Origin of the sequence: Bordetella ansorpii, from assembly GCF_900078705.1 — a bacterium.
In the GTDB taxonomy this organism is placed as follows: domain Bacteria; phylum Pseudomonadota; class Gammaproteobacteria; order Burkholderiales; family Burkholderiaceae_B; genus Bordetella; species Bordetella ansorpii_A.
On sequence record NZ_FKIF01000006.1, the window covers coordinates 1070015 to 1083628 of the forward strand.

Annotated in this window: 16 protein-coding genes, 1 tRNA gene and 3 pseudogenes; 9 read left to right on the forward strand and 11 right to left on the reverse strand. The window is 64.8% G+C overall.

Annotated features, from left to right (window positions below):
• Nucleotides 1–42 precede the first annotated feature (42 nt).
• The 3 genes from A6745_RS15310 to A6745_RS15320 all read left to right on the forward strand — a co-directional run bounded on the left by A6745_RS15310 (nt 43) and on the right by A6745_RS15320 (nt 1575).
• Nucleotides 43–693 carry a LexA family protein gene (locus tag A6745_RS15310; RefSeq protein WP_066128475.1) on the forward strand — a complete coding sequence of 217 codons (651 nt, stop codon included), beginning with the start codon at nt 43–45 and terminating at the stop codon, nt 691–693.
• 253 nt (nt 694–946) lie between these two features.
• Nucleotides 947–1219 carry a hypothetical protein gene (locus tag A6745_RS15315; protein WP_156513387.1) on the forward strand — a complete coding sequence of 91 codons (273 nt, stop codon included), beginning with the start codon at nt 947–949 and terminating at the stop codon, nt 1217–1219.
• Complete coding sequence (locus tag A6745_RS15320; protein ID WP_156513388.1) at nt 1216–1575, forward strand: hypothetical protein; 360 nt, start codon at nt 1216–1218, stop codon at nt 1573–1575. Before A6745_RS15315 ends, A6745_RS15320 begins: the two co-directional genes overlap by 4 nt.
• Before the next feature lie 111 nt (nt 1576–1686).
• Here A6745_RS15320 and A6745_RS15325 read toward each other — a convergent pair whose 3' ends face one another.
• The 5 genes and pseudogenes from A6745_RS15325 to A6745_RS15345 all read right to left on the reverse strand — a co-directional run bounded on the left by A6745_RS15325 (nt 1687) and on the right by A6745_RS15345 (nt 6283).
• On the reverse strand, nt 1687–2526 hold the full coding sequence (locus A6745_RS15325) for a fused MFS/spermidine synthase (protein WP_407922733.1): 840 nt from the start codon (nt 2524–2526) through the stop codon (nt 1687–1689).
• 386 nt (nt 2527–2912) lie between these two features.
• A pseudogene (locus A6745_RS15330) lies at nt 2913–3308 on the reverse strand (universal stress protein).
• A gap of 39 nt (nt 3309–3347) precedes the next feature.
• Nucleotides 3348–4178, reverse strand: coding sequence for a universal stress protein (locus A6745_RS15335; protein WP_066128489.1), 831 nt, complete (start codon nt 4176–4178; stop codon nt 3348–3350).
• Between the two features lie 33 nt (nt 4179–4211).
• Entirely contained in the window at nt 4212–4445 is a 234-nt protein-coding gene (locus A6745_RS15340; RefSeq protein WP_066128493.1) for a hypothetical protein, read from the reverse strand.
• Between the two features lie 59 nt (nt 4446–4504).
• Nucleotides 4505–6283 carry an alpha/beta fold hydrolase gene (locus A6745_RS15345; RefSeq protein WP_231886008.1) on the reverse strand — a complete coding sequence of 593 codons (1779 nt, stop codon included), beginning with the start codon at nt 6281–6283 and terminating at the stop codon, nt 4505–4507.
• Between the two features lie 233 nt (nt 6284–6516).
• On the opposite strand from A6745_RS15345, the gene phbB reads away from it, so the two are divergent.
• The 4 genes from phbB to A6745_RS29745 all read left to right on the forward strand — a co-directional run bounded on the left by phbB (nt 6517) and on the right by A6745_RS29745 (nt 9664).
• Complete coding sequence (phbB, locus tag A6745_RS15350; RefSeq protein WP_066128501.1) at nt 6517–7260, forward strand: acetoacetyl-CoA reductase; 744 nt, start codon at nt 6517–6519, stop codon at nt 7258–7260.
• Nucleotides 7261–7548: 288 nt separating this feature from the next.
• Nucleotides 7549–8319 carry a helix-turn-helix domain-containing protein gene (locus tag A6745_RS15355; RefSeq protein WP_156513390.1) on the forward strand — a complete coding sequence of 257 codons (771 nt, stop codon included), beginning with the start codon at nt 7549–7551 and terminating at the stop codon, nt 8317–8319.
• Nucleotides 8320–8325: 6 nt separating this feature from the next.
• Complete coding sequence (locus A6745_RS15360) at nt 8326–8859, forward strand: universal stress protein (RefSeq protein WP_156513391.1); 534 nt, start codon at nt 8326–8328, stop codon at nt 8857–8859.
• Between the two features lie 52 nt (nt 8860–8911).
• Complete coding sequence (locus A6745_RS29745; protein ID WP_066128507.1) at nt 8912–9664, forward strand: HAD-IC family P-type ATPase; 753 nt, start codon at nt 8912–8914, stop codon at nt 9662–9664.
• A gap of 25 nt (nt 9665–9689) precedes the next feature.
• Here A6745_RS29745 and A6745_RS29060 read toward each other — a convergent pair whose 3' ends face one another.
• Nucleotides 9690–10115 (reverse strand): universal stress protein, encoded by a 426-nt coding sequence (locus A6745_RS29060; RefSeq protein ID WP_066128510.1) that lies wholly within the window; start codon nt 10113–10115, stop codon nt 9690–9692.
• Between the two features lie 196 nt (nt 10116–10311).
• On the opposite strand from A6745_RS29060, the gene A6745_RS15375 reads away from it, so the two are divergent.
• The gene (locus A6745_RS15375) at nt 10312–11412 is read left to right on the forward strand and encodes an NAD(P)-dependent alcohol dehydrogenase (protein WP_066128511.1); all 1101 of its coding nucleotides are present in this window, start codon (nt 10312–10314) and stop codon (nt 11410–11412) included.
• A gap of 58 nt (nt 11413–11470) precedes the next feature.
• On the opposite strand, the gene A6745_RS15380 is transcribed toward A6745_RS15375, so the two are convergent.
• The 4 genes and pseudogenes from A6745_RS15380 to A6745_RS29390 form a co-directional block, all read right to left on the reverse strand.
• On the reverse strand, nt 11471–11893 hold the full coding sequence (locus tag A6745_RS15380; RefSeq protein ID WP_066128512.1) for an Hsp20/alpha crystallin family protein: 423 nt from the start codon (nt 11891–11893) through the stop codon (nt 11471–11473).
• Between the two features lie 55 nt (nt 11894–11948).
• Nucleotides 11949–12377, reverse strand: coding sequence for a BON domain-containing protein (locus A6745_RS15385; RefSeq protein WP_066128515.1), 429 nt, complete (start codon nt 12375–12377; stop codon nt 11949–11951).
• Between the two features lie 90 nt (nt 12378–12467).
• Complete coding sequence (locus tag A6745_RS29705; protein WP_082853076.1) at nt 12468–12695, reverse strand: SPW repeat protein; 228 nt, start codon at nt 12693–12695, stop codon at nt 12468–12470.
• A gap of 304 nt (nt 12696–12999) precedes the next feature.
• Nucleotides 13000–13199 (reverse strand): annotated as a pseudogene (locus A6745_RS29390) (hydrolase); the annotation flags it as partial.
• Here A6745_RS29390 and A6745_RS29640 point away from each other — a divergent pair.
• Nucleotides 13137–13274: pseudogene (locus A6745_RS29640) on the forward strand (hypothetical protein); the annotation flags it as partial. The pseudogenes A6745_RS29390 and A6745_RS29640 sit on opposite strands and share 63 nt — an antisense overlap.
• Before the next feature lie 198 nt (nt 13275–13472).
• On the opposite strand, the gene A6745_RS15400 reads toward A6745_RS29640, so the two are convergent.
• Nucleotides 13473–13547: transfer RNA gene (locus A6745_RS15400), tRNA-Arg, on the reverse strand.
• Nucleotides 13548–13614: the final 67 nt, after the last annotated feature.

Below are 13614 nucleotides of genomic sequence, written 5' to 3' on the forward strand. Positions count from 1 at the left end.
TTGTGTATCATTCGATATTTATACGCCCACCAGGATGACGCGATGAGCCTCTCCGCAACCGCCCACCGCAACGCCCGCGAACTCGTCCAAGAGGCCGGCTCGCTGGCGCGCTTCGCCGACATCGTCGGCATCTCCCCCGCCCAGGCATGGCAGATCGCCGGCGACGATCCGCGCCGTGGCATCGGCGCAAAAATGGCCGACCGCATCGAGCGCGCCTTCAACAAGCCTACGGGTTGGCTGTATTCGTCGGGGGGCCCTTCGGGTGAAGACCGGGCCGCGCTGGGCAGCGTCCGCCGCATTCCCGTCGTCAACTACGTGCAGGCCGGCAGGCTGACCGACGTGGGCTTCGGCTTCGCGGGCGAAACCCTGGAGTACCTGGTTTCCGACCTGGGGCTGTCCGACCGCGCCTTTGCGCTGATCGTGCGCGGCCTGTCCATGGCGCCCATGTTCCAGCCCGGCGACAAGATCATCGTCGACCAGGACATCAACCCCAGCCCCGGCTCGTTCGTCATCGCCATGAACGGCGGCGAGGAAGCCACCTTCAAGAAGTACCGGCCGCGCGGCGTCGACCAGCACGGCAACGACATCTTCGAACTGGTGCCGCTCAACGAAGACTTCGCCAGCCTGTATAGCGACCGGCAGCCGCTCACCATCATCGGCACGGTGGTCGAGCATCGGCGCTACTTGAAGTAGCTCCGCATCGCCCGAAAATATCTTACGCTTGACCTGAAAAATATCTATTGATATCTTTGCTGGCCCCACCCGTCCCATAACACAAGCCCCGGTCTACGCCCCGGATCAGGGCGCTACCGCTACCGCGGCCCCTGCCGCGAACCAAGAACAACCTGGACTACGGAGGCCACCCATGTCCGCCCCAAGCAGGTCCTGCGCCAATGCCGCGGGAAGCCGAATGCCGTCCAGTGTCGCCGCAAGGCTAGACGCGGGCGTGCCCCCGTTCGACAGCCTCGCGCTGCCGGACGGCCATGAAGAAAGTGCCGCCGCTCCGCTTCGTATCGCGTCCAACACCTTGGCGCAGCTCGGCGCGCTGTTTCGCCAGCTCGTCATCGGACTGGACATGCGCGACCTCTCCGCCGTCGATCGCCATCGCCTGAAGCAGTTGGCGGCTCTGGGCGCCCACGTGGCGGAAGACGCGGCGAATCTTGCCGATTGCCCGCGAGAGGTTCACGCTTCCATGGCCACGGCCAGAGGCCAGCGATGAACCACGACCCTTCACTGTCCGCCCGGCTGCGTGTATTGCTGGTGCAAGCGCTCGAGCGCCATCACCCAGGCTGCGGCGCCTATACGAAATTCGATCAGGCCAGTGGCGCGGCGATCACGCGTTGGCGCGACCATCTGCCCACCGACATCGAGCGTGAGATGCGCGCCTTCAGCGCGGGCTGGGCGGCCGCTTCCGCGGCATGGGCCTCCGAACTCAGGAATCGTGGCTCCGAGCGGGCCCGCGGCAACGCCCCCGCGATGCCTCGCCGGCCTGGCGGACCGCGCACCGCCCAGGCGCATCAAGGCGCGCGAGCGCGGCTGGAATCCTTGTTCAAGGAGGACGAAAAGACATCATGATGCCAAGGGTGCGCCTGGCATGGGACAGGGCCGACCCTGCATGCCGTCCCGCATCGGCGGCGGCAGGCCAAGTCAACGCGGACACGGGCGCGAGCCCGCTCCTTTCGATATCTACCGCAATTCCAGCGTCGCCCCGATCACCTTGAAGGTCTCCAGTAACTGCCGCCAACCCTCCTTGGGCATCGAGGCCGGCCGCTTGATCTCGGCCGCCGCCGGATCCTCCAGCAGGTCGCCCTTGCAGGCGAACACCACGCTGTTGGTCATGTCGTCATCGACCACCTCGAACATGCTGTGGCCAAAGGCCTCCCGCAAATGCCCAAGATAGCGGGGATAGTCCACATGGTTGAAATGGAAGTTGTTCACCAGCAGGCCGTCTTCGCGCAGCGTGCGGTGGCAATCGGCATAAAACTCCGGCGTGCACAAGGGTGCCGGAATGCCACCCGCCACATAGCCGTCAAGCAACACCACGTCGGCCTCGTCCTGCCGGCCGCGCATGTAGTACGCCGCGTCGGCCTGCACCACCTGGAAGCGCTCGCTGTCGGGCGGCACCATGAAAGACTCGCGCAGCGCGATCACCGCCGGATCGATCTCGACCACCGTGATCCGCGTCTGTGGCAAATAGCGATGGCAGAACTTCGGCAACGAGCCGCCGCCCAGTCCGACCATCAAGAGGCGCTCCGGCGCCGGATTGAACAGCAGGAAACCCATCATCATCCGCGTGTATTCGATCTCCAGCGCGTCCGGATTCAGCAGCGACATGCTGCTCTGGATCTCCTGCGGCGTGAAATGCAGCGAGCGGCGCGTGCCGGCGTCCTGCAAGAATGGAACAGCGGGCGGGCTGGGGCGTGACATGGGAAATGGGATGAGCCTGGGGACCAGGCCGCCGCAATGCGGTCCGCAGCCTGTAAGAACGCCGATAGTACCGAATTGCCCCGCTGCCGTGCGCCCCATGGCTACCGCACCGGCTCCGCCAAGCCGGGGTCGAACGCGCCGCAGCATTGCAGGGGACGCAGCGACCTGTCACCGTCCCGCAAGCAATGTTCCACCACGTCATGATGGTTCGCCTGGGATGAACTGCCTGCACCCGTTCTTCTGGGTCACGAGTTGCAACGCAAAGCCAGATGCTCGGCTCGCGGTACTCGAAAATGGTCGCTGGCCCGTACGGGAACGTGATCGTCCGGCCAATCCCTACGCACGAGGCTCGCGCATCGCATGGGCAGCCGCCATCATACGGTTGGGGCGAACGCCGGCGCGACGTCCGCTCAGGGCTTGCGCTCGGGTTTTGCGTTAGCCCGGGGCACCAGCAGGACAGGGCACACGGAAAGCCGCAGGTAGGCTTACGCCACGCTGCCCAGCACAAACCGCTGGAAGCCGCGCCTTCCGTGGCTGCCCATGACCACGATGTCGCTGTGGAAGTCGGCCGCCGCGTCGAGGATGTCCTGCGTGGCCGAGCCTCCGACGCCGGCGGAATCCACGATCTTCGTCTCGCCGGCGACATCGCTCTGCGCCATCTGCTGCAGCGTTTTGTCCAGGACGCGCTGCGCCTGCGCGACGAGACCGTCGTGGAAAGCGCCGATGTCGATGAAATCAGAGTCGTAGATCATGCTCGGGTATTCGATGACAAAGACGGCCAGCAGCCGCGCGCGCTACGACTGGGCAAGCCTGAGGGCGTGCGCCAGCGCCTGCTTGGCCGTATCGCTTCCATCGACGGCCACGAGAATGCGTTCGTACATAGTGTGCTCCGCAGCGTGAAGGTCGCGCACCCGTGCCGGTCAATGCGAGAACATGACCGGTACCGTCATGCTGGCCAGCATCTCGCGCGACGCGCCTCCCAGCATCCACTCGCGGGCCCGGCTATGCCCATAGAACCCCATGACGACGAGGTCCGATCCGGAGTCGGTGGCGGCGTTCACGATCGCGTTGCCCATGCCGATCCCGCGCGAGGTGCCCGATACAAGCCTGGCCTCGACGTAGCCATGCGCGCGCAGATAGCCATCCAGGCCGTTCATGGCCTCCCCGGGGGCGAGATCGGTATCCCGGTCCAGCAACAGGACCCGGATTTCCTGGGCCTTCGCAAGGAAGGGCGCGGCGTCGGCCACGGCCCGGGCGGCCTCGCGGCTGCCGTTCCAGCAAACCAGCAGGTTGTCGATCCGCTCGAGTTTCCCCCCGATGTACGGCAGCGCCACGATCGGCCGGCCCGCCGTCATGATCACCGATTCGAGCTGGTGCGACTCGATCAAAGACTGATGACCCTTCGGGTCCGCCTGGCTGAGCACCAAAAGGTCACTGCATCGCACGTATGGCGGCAACTTGTCCTCCAGGCGGCCGTCGAATTCCTGCCACGCGGCCGGTACCCCGCTGGACGCCGTCCAGCGTCGGAAATTCTCTTCGCATCGTCGCCGGTTGTCGGTCCGCAGTCCGCGTTCCAGCTCCATCAGGCCGGGGGAAAGGACGGACTCGCCGTAACCGTAGACGAACAGCGGCTCGTTGACGTAGGCGCCCAGGACCTGCGCGCCATGCATCCTAGCCAGCGCCAACGCGTTCTCTACTCTTCCCTGGCAGGCAGGGTCCTTATCGATGTGAACGACGATCCGCTTCAGCATGGTTGATCTCCAGGGCGTTCGGAAAGCGTGTGATCAGAGGTGATTGGCTGCCAACAGCCCGGCCGGCTCTTCCTGCGCCACGACCAGGCCCTGCATGGAATGGGACCGGGACTGTCCCCGATCCCACCTGAATTCGCCGGGCGGCGTCCACAACGCCTGCGCGGACCGCAGCACCTCCGTGCCCTCGTCATAGCTGACGCCGACGGTGATCAGGAATTGATTGAGCATGGCTGCGAGCAAGGCAATGTCATAGGATTCGCGTTTCATGTTGCACGGCTCCAACTGTGTCGGCCTACGGCCGACCTGTCCATCGGCAGGCGTGGGCATCAATGTTCAAGCACATACGTGCCTGGCGCCTCGCCCAAAGTCTTGGCGGCAGGATACGGAGGGGCGGGCGCCTTCGCGCCGGAATGCCGCGCCAGCCATCCCTGCCAATGGGGCCACCATGACCCCTCTTCCAGCTTGGCGCGCTCCACCCATTCGTCGGGGGAAACGTAGGCCCCTCCCGGTGACCTGGTCTTCCAGCGGAAGTACCGCTTCGGCTGTCCCGGCGGGTTGATGATTCCCACGTTGTGCCCTCCGGAACACAGGACGAACCCCAGTTCACCATGCGTCAACAGATGGATCTTGTGGACGGATCGCCAGGGAGAAATGTGGTCTTTCTCGGTGGCGACGACCATCATCGGCACCTGTATGTCGGCCAAGGCGACCCGCTCGCCGGCGACGCACAGGCGACCGCCCGCCAGGTTGTTCTCCAGGTACATGTTGTGCAGCACGTCGCTGTGCAACCTGTAGGGCAGCCGCGTCGTGTCGGCGTTCCATGCCATGAGGTCGGTCATCGGCAAATCACGCCCCAGCAGGTACTCGTGGGTCATCCGGGACCAGATCAAGTCGCGGGAGTTCAACAACTGGAACACGCCCGCCAGTTGCTTGCCGCCGAGGAAGCCTTGCTGCCACATCAGCGCGTCCAGGAACGACACGCCGCTGGAACTGGTGAACAACCCCAACTCGCCTGGCTCGGAGAAATCCGTCTGCGCCGCCAGCAAGGTCATGCTTTTCAGCAACGGTCGCCTGGCGTGCTTGCGGGCCAGCGCCGCAGCGCCCACCGCCAACAAGGTGCCGCCCAGGCAATACCCCACCGCGTGCACCGGATTGCCGTCCATCTCGTGGCTGGTGTGGTGCAATGCCGCGCGAAGCCCTTCCTCGAGGTAGGTGTCCAAGCCCCAGTCCTTGCTTTCCTCGCGCGGATTCTTCCAGGAGATCATGTAGACCGTGTGGCCGCTTTCGACGAGGTACCGCACCAGGGAGTTCCGGGGCGACAGATCCAGGATGTAGTACTTGAGCAGCCAGGACGGGACGATGAGTACCGGCTCGGGATGGACGTGGGGCGTTTGCGGCGTGTACCGGATAAGCTCCATGATCTTGTTGCTGTAGACCACCGAGCCAGGCGTGATCGCGAGATCCAGGCCCACGCGGAGCCCTGTCGCCTTCGACTCCGAGGTGCCCGGCGCCCTGCCGGCGGCCAGGTCGCGGGCGTCGGCCTGCATGCGTATCATGCCTCGCACCAGACACTGTCCATGCGTCTGCTGCACGGCCTCCATCACTTCGGGATTCGCAAACCACACGTTGCTGGGCGAGAGCGTGTCCAGCATCTGCCTGCCGAGGAAGCTCACGACGCTCTGATGCCTAGGCGTCACGCCACTGACCTCCGTGGTCGCCGCCGCCCAGCAGGCTTCCATGCGCTGGAAGGCGGCCATGTACGCGCTGTAGGGCCAATGGGTCCATCCGGGGTGTTTGAACCTCGGGTCCTTCAAATAGGGCGAGCGGCCCAGCCTGAGATCGGCCCCGACGGCATCGGGCCGCAGTGCGGCACGCAGCAGCGTGGTCTGCTTGCCGGGCGATATCGCCAGGTGCATGGCCCAGTCCATGCAATCGAGATACAGGCTGATGGGCGACACGCCGCCTGACATGTGTCCCAGCGCCGCCTGGATCACGCGGTCGAGGTCGCGCCAGGATGGCTCCCGGTGCGGTGGCGGGCATGATGGCATGCCCGCCACCGCGGCGTCCATTGACGGCGCCTCCACCTCGAATGGGTTCCTGTCCATGTCTGCTGCCCTCGTGTCGACGGAAGACATCGCCACACGGCGGTGTTCATGCACCCATCCTACGGACCCGGCCCCCCCGCGTTATTGATCTTGCGCAAACATCCCTGCCTGCGACCCGGCCGGCGAGCCCGTGGCGAAACGCGGCGGCTTGACGCGCGTCAACCAAGCGGTCGAAACCGGCGCCTAAGGTGTGGACATTGCGCGGTTGCGCGGCAGACTGGAGGAGAACCATCATGCCTGTAAGGACAGCTCTGGTAACGGGGGGAATGGGCGGCCTGGGCCAGGCGATCGTGGCCAGCCTCAATGATGCCGGCGTCCGCATCGTGGTCACCGTGTCTGTGCAGAATCGTCACGCGCAGGGATGGCTGGAAGAACGACGGCGCAGCGGGCTCGAGGTGTGGGCCTATCCGGCCGACGTATCGGACTTCGACAGTTGCGACGTGGCGATCAAGCGCATCCGCGCCGAGGTGGGACCGATCGACATACTGGTGAACAACGCGGGGATCACTCGGGACGCCAAGGTACGCAATATGAGCCGCGCCGATTGGGCGGAGGTCCTGCGCACCGATCTCGACTCCGCATTCAACGTCACGCAGCCACTGCTGGCAGACATGATCGAAAAGCGGTGGGGCCGCATCATCAACATCTCGTCCGTGAATGGCCAGCGCGGGCAGATAGGCCAAGCAAACTATGCGGCGGCGAAAGCGGGGCTGCACGGCTTCACGATGTCATTGGCGCTGGAACTGGCCCGCTACGAGATCACCGTGAATACCCTGACGCCGGGTTACTTCGATACAAAAATGGTGGCGGCCGTACCGAAGGACGTCATGGAAAAGCACATCCTGCCGCAGATACCGCTGGGACGACTCGGCCGACCCGAAGAAGTGGGTGCCCTGGCGGCGTTCCTCGCATCGGACGCAGCAGGTTACATCACCGGTGCAAACTTCGCGATCAACGGCGGCCTGCATATGCAGTGACGGATCGCGGCGCCTCAGTCCCGCTGCGCCGTGTCCCGCGACCTCCAGAGCCACCGCAGGCTGCCTGCAGCGCGCGGCGGCCTACGCCATCTGTACCAGTCCATCTTTCTGGCCTGGGCGCGCCCTTGGCGCTAGAATCAATCGATGAGCGACGAAGATCGTCCACTGGTTCGCAGCCCAGGCCCCCTGCGCAGACGACTGGCACAATGAAGGGCGGCGCATCGGCGCCGCCCCGCCATCACCCATCCGGTCTAGCTGCTACGGGTGCCTGTGCCTCAGGAGGCATCCGTGAATTTCCCGGAGAAAAAGGACACGGAGGCGCCGGCGCCGAACATCGTCTGGCTGCCTTCGTCTCGCACGCTCCCCAGCTCCGGCGTGCCCCTGCCCTGCAGCGATTGCGACGCGGAAAGGCCGTGCCAGGTCCCGACGATAGCGGCGGGACATCTGGTAAGCGCCCTCGGCTCTCAGATCGGAATGCGCGTAGTGCGTGTTGGCAAAGCCATCTATCGGGCCGGCGACGTGTTCCGCAATCTCTATGTTCCCCGTTGCGGCATCTGCAAGTGCGTCCGTCTCGACCGGGACGGGCGTCAACAGATCACCGGCTTCAAGATCGCGGGAGAATGCTTCGGCATGGATGGCATCGCGGGTGGTATCCACCAGTTGGAAGCCGTTGCACTGATCGACATGCAGGTGTGCATTATCCCCTTCTCCGGCATCGAACTGGCCGCCGGCAATCTGCCCGATGTTCATCGCGACATGGAACGCATGTTGAGCATGGAGCTCATGGCCACGGAGTCGCTGCTCATGCTGGTGGCGCAGTGCAACGCACAGCAGCGCGTCGCCGGGTTCCTGCTCGACCTGGCGACCCGATATGGCCGCCGAACGTCGCGGCCCGACCGGTTTCCCCTGTGCATTAGCCGGGAAGACATCGGCGCGTACCTCGGCCTGACGCTGGAGACCGTCAGCCGCGTGTTCAGCCGGCTCAAGAAGCAGAATCTGATCAATTGGGAAGGACGGGTCATGCACTTGCTGGATATGCAGCGCCTGGCAGCGCTGTAGGAAAGCTTGACGCAGGTCAATGCCCGACGGCGCTCCCTGGCGGTATACCGAACCGGCGACAATCGGAAGGGAAACCTCATGTACGACAGGATTCTGGTGCCGGTGGACGACGGGGAAGAGAACCGGCGGGCAGTGGAGCATGCCGCCGCATTGCGCAAGCTCAGCGGCGGACGCATCTGCCTTCTGCACGTCGTCGATCCGCTTTGGTATGCCAATGGCAGGGAGTGCGCGGCCATCTATTTCAACAGCGTGCTTCCCGCCATGCGGCGGGATGGGCAGCGCATCCTGCAGGAATTCCGGGACATGCTGGGCGATGACGCGGTATCTTCGGAGCAGGTGCTCGAAGAGTCCGGCATACGCAGCGTACCGGAGATCATCATCGGGCAGGCGAAACAGTGGGGGGCCGATGTCATCGTGATGGGTACGCATGGCCGCCGCGGCTGGAACCGCACGCTGATGGGCAGCGTGGCGGAAGAAGTGGCGCGCCTTGCACCGGTCCCCGTGATGCTGGTGCGCCCCGCAACACCGAAGCAGCCGTAGTGCGTTCCCTGCAGGGGCACCAACGAGGCGGCCCGAGACCTGCCCGCGGAAGATGCCGCGGGACGCCCAGGCACTGCAGGAATGCGTGCGCGGCACGGACGTGTTTGCCAGGGCATATCCTCAGCACAAGCCGCGCCTGGTCAAGGCGATACAGGCCAACGGGCTTTTTTTCGCCATGACGGGAGACGGCGTGAACGACGCACCGGCCCCGCACAGGGCGGATGTCGGCGTGGCGATGGGGATCAAGGGCACGCAGGTCACCCGCGAGGCTGCCGAGATGATCCTTGCCGACGACAATTTCGCCTCGATCTCTGCTTCCGTGAAAGAGGGGCGGTCCGTCTACAACAATATCGAGAAAGCCTTGCTGTTCATGCTGCCGACCAATGCGGGACAGGGTGCGGTGATCGCTGCGGCGATCCTGTTCGGTTTTGCGTTGCCGATCACTGCGCCTCAGATCCTGTGGGTCAACATGGTCACGTCCGTTGCTCTGGGACTGGTCATCTCGTTCGAGCCCCATGAGGCTGTCGATGCGAGCCCTTACCGGCAACCCCGTGCTCTGGCGCGGCATCCTGTCGATGATGGTGCTGCAGCTGTTGTTCACCTACGCGCCCCCCCTGCAGGTTATGTTCGATACCACGGGATTGCCCATCGGTGTCTGGATGAAACTGCTGGCGGGTGCGGTAGCGCTCCTTCTCGTCGTGGAGGCCGAAAAATTGGCCGTCAGGTCTGTCCCCGCCTGGCGATGCGCGGCGCCCCCCCGGACAAAGAACGGTTCGCCGCAGCGAGCCCGGGTTTGACGCGGTAGGCACGGCGACGCGTCGTCGCGAACGCTACTTGACGACGGTCACGGGAACGTCGGACAGGTGCAGCGTCCTGGTCGTGACCGAACCAAGCCAGAGCCCGGCGGTGGCGCTCAAGCCGCGCGACCCCATGACGATCTCGTCGCACCCGGCCTCTTTCGCGCACGCGACGATCGTCTCTGCGATCCGCCCCACCTTGACCTGCGCTTCATACGCCAAGCCGGCGACGGCCAGCAGTTCCCGCGCGCGGGCCAGTTCCGCCTCGCCTTCCTCTTGATGGAATTGGCTGATCGTCGCCTGGTCGATGAACAGGTGGACCGTACCGGTGGCGATGGGAGGCTGCACGTTGAGCAGCAGCACGCTGAGCGGCTTGAACCGCTGTTCGTTCTTGATTACATGGTTCAGGGCGCGCAGCGCGCAATCGGAACCATCCATCGGGATCATCACCTTGCTCATGGCTGCCTCTCTTTGCGGATGGCCGGCAACCCTGCGAAGGCCGCTTGGTCCGTACCATAGTGGCTCATGGTGCCCGGCGCCAGCGGCGCCGGCTTTGATCTCGATCAAGCCGCGACGAATGCGCGCGAAGGATGATGTCCGCAGCCCTGCCGGCGCCCGCCGCCTAGGGCCGCCACGCAACTTCCAAGGAGCCGCCATGGCCAGGACGATGAAGGCCGCCGTGTTCGTCGAACCCGGACGGATAGAGATAAGGGAAAAGCCGATACCCGAGGTCGGGCCGAACGATGCGCTCATCAAGATCACCACCACGACCATCTGCGGCACCGATGTGCACATTCTCAGGGGCGAGTACGCGGTCGCAACGGGCCTGACCGTGGGGCACGAGCCGGTCGGCACGATAGAAAGACTGGGCAGCGCCGTAACCGGATACCAGGAAGGCCAGCGCGTGATCGCCGGAGCGATCTGCCCGAACTTCAATTCCTACGCCGCGCAGGACGGATATCCCTCCCAGGATGGCAGCTATCTGGCGCACCAGGGCGCTTGCGGGTGCCACGGGTATCAGGCTACGGCTGGCTGGCGCTTCGGCAACAAGATCGACGGCGCACAGGCCGAGTACCTGCTGGTGCCCGACGCTCAGGCAAACCTTGCGCCGGTTCCAGACGGCCTGAGCGACGAACAGGTACTGATGTGCCCGGACATCATGTCGACCGGTTTCAAGGGCGCAGAGAATGCAAACATCCGCATCGGAGACACCGTGGCGGTATTCGCGCAGGGGCCCATCGGCCTGTGCGCCACAGCGGGGGCCCGGCTATTGGGTGCGACCACGGTCATCGGCGTGGACGGAAACCCCCATCGCCTGGATATGGCGCGCCGCTGGGGAGCCGACGTCGTGCTGAACATCAACGACTGCGATGTGGTCGCCGAGATCATGCGGATGACGCAGGGCAAGGGCGTCGATTCTGCCATTGAGGCGCTGGGACAGCAGAAGACGTTCGAGTCCGCGCTGCGGGTCATCAAGCCGGGAGGCACCCTGTCGAGCCTGGGCGTGTACTCCGAAGACCTCAGGATCCCGATGGCTGCCTTCGCCGCCGGCCTGGGAGACCATCGGATCAACACCGCGTTGTGCCCGGGCGGCAAGGAACGCATGCGGCGCCTGATGAACGTGATCCAATCGGGACGCCTCGACCTCGGCGCCATGGTCACGCACCGGTTCCCGCTGGACCAGATCACGGACGCCTACGAACTGTTCTCGCATCAGCGCGACAACGTGCTGAAAGTCGCGATCCGCACGTTCTGAGCGCTCACGACGCAAGGCGGACCAGCCTGTGTGGCCCGCCTCGCTCGCACGCAGGGCATTACGCCACGGTCAACCTGCGCTTGCCCTCGCCGGCCCGCTTCGGCAACGTGAGCCGCAGCACGCCATTCTCGTAGCTGGCGCTCGCCTTCTCTTCGTCGACCGGCGCCGAGAGGATCAAAGCGCGCTGCAATTCGCCCCAGTACCGTTCGCTGCGCAGCAGCGTGCCGTCCTTCTCCACTTTGTTCTCGGACGACTTCCTGGCGGAGATCCGCAGCGTGTTTCCGTCGATGTCCACATTGATGTCCGACTTTTCCACGCCCGGGATCTCGGCCTGGATGATGTACTCGCTCTCGGTTTCCGACAGGTCGAGATCCATGCGGGCACCATCGTCGACGAAGCCGCGGATGGGGCGCAGGAATCCCTCGAAGGCATCGGCCAGCGGATCGGCCGAAAACGGGTTGTATCGTGTGAGGCGGGTCATGAATTTGCTCCTGTTGCAGATGACGATTGGAGATGTCGGCCGGGCCGGGACGGCGTCAGCCGATCGACAGCGGGTTCACCACCGAGGTCACGCCTGGGACGGACCACACGGCCTGCTGCACGGCATTTCGCTCATGCCAGCTGTGCACATTTCGCTCATGCCAGCTGTGCACGCGCCCCGACGCCGTCACGGCGCCGGCAGGGATGATCGCGTCCCAGGAGCAGATGTCCAGCACGCGTTGGGCGAACTGGTCGTCGTCGGTATGGGCGGACGCGGGGCGGACCTCGATCTCCTCGGCCAGGCCGCGCACGCCCTTCACGCGCTGCACCGCGCGCTCCGCACTGTATTTTTCCGCGTGGCACGTGACGTGGCCCGTCAGCGTCACGATGCCGTCCTGTACCGCCACGCCGATGTTCCTCGCATCCACGCTCGGCTCGAACTCCAGTTCGTCCAGGACTAGCCTACGCAATTCCCGATCGCTCATGATGATCTCCTTGATTGGTCGCAAGGAATACGGCGCCGGGCGCCGTGCGGTCACTATCGCCAAAAGGCCCGGCCGGGGGTTTGATTTCCGTCAATTCGTCCGGCCAGGCATCGGCGCCTTGCGCTCATATGCCCTGCGGTGGGACGGCCGCCTCACCTGCCTGATCGCGCCCGCCGCCATGGCGATCAAAATGACTCCCGAGATCACCGAACTCCAGACCAGCGCCCCGGCATCCGAGAATCCCAGGATCCACGGCGACAGAAACACGTATAGGCCCACCAATGTGGTGATCCAGTACTGCCAGCGCTGCTTTTTCATGATCGCACTCCATCCAGTGAGGTGAGCAGGCGCTCGCCCTCGGCCTCGGCATTCGGGGCGCCAGGGGCTGGCTGCTTCATACTAGACCCGTGGCCAAGCCCGCCTTTGACATTGATCAAACCCATCCGGGCGTTTGCGATGCGTCAATTCCCACTTCGGACGGCATCGCACGCTTTCCGGAAAAGCGGGTGTCGCCGGGCATCGGGAATCGCGCAGCCGCGCGTCCGCAATGAAGGATTGGCCATGGAAGAACCACGTTGCACGGACGCCTGCCGGACAGGGCTCCCGCACGCAGTTTCTGGCGGCCCTGGCTGACCGCCTCCAGTGCGGGAAACGTCGGGCACGCCTCGGTCCACAGTGCGGGCATGATCAGCTTGCGTCGGCGAGCGACTTCACCGCTTCCTTGAATTCGGCGTCTTCCAAGCGGTTGATCGAGGTGCGATCGTAGGTCGGCAGATGGCCGATGACGTCACGCAGTTGCGGGATCGGCGGCTTGTTTCGGCCGGGCGGCGCGCGGCGGGCGCGGCGCTCCTTGCCTGGGCCCAGGCGACAGGCAAGGCCCGGCCAGATCTCGATGGGAACGAGCTGTTCGACGTGATTGCGGCGCTCGCCTGGCTGCGCCAGCGCCCTCGCACGCCCTCCGCGCCGAGCGCCTGTTCGAGGGGATTGCCGGCGCGATCCTGGCAGGCCCGTGCCGGTATCGCCCGGCCAAACGCGCAGGGCACCCACATCTTGGGCACAACGCGTGCACAAACTTCACGTAAGCCGTTGATATTGTGGCGCGCCCGACAGGAATCGAACCTGTATCAAGAGCTTCGGAAACTCTCATTCTATCCATTGAACTACGGGCACAGCGCGGCAACTATTGTACCGGACTTTTCGGACAGGCCCGCCGGCCCTTGTGCGGTGCGGTCTTGGC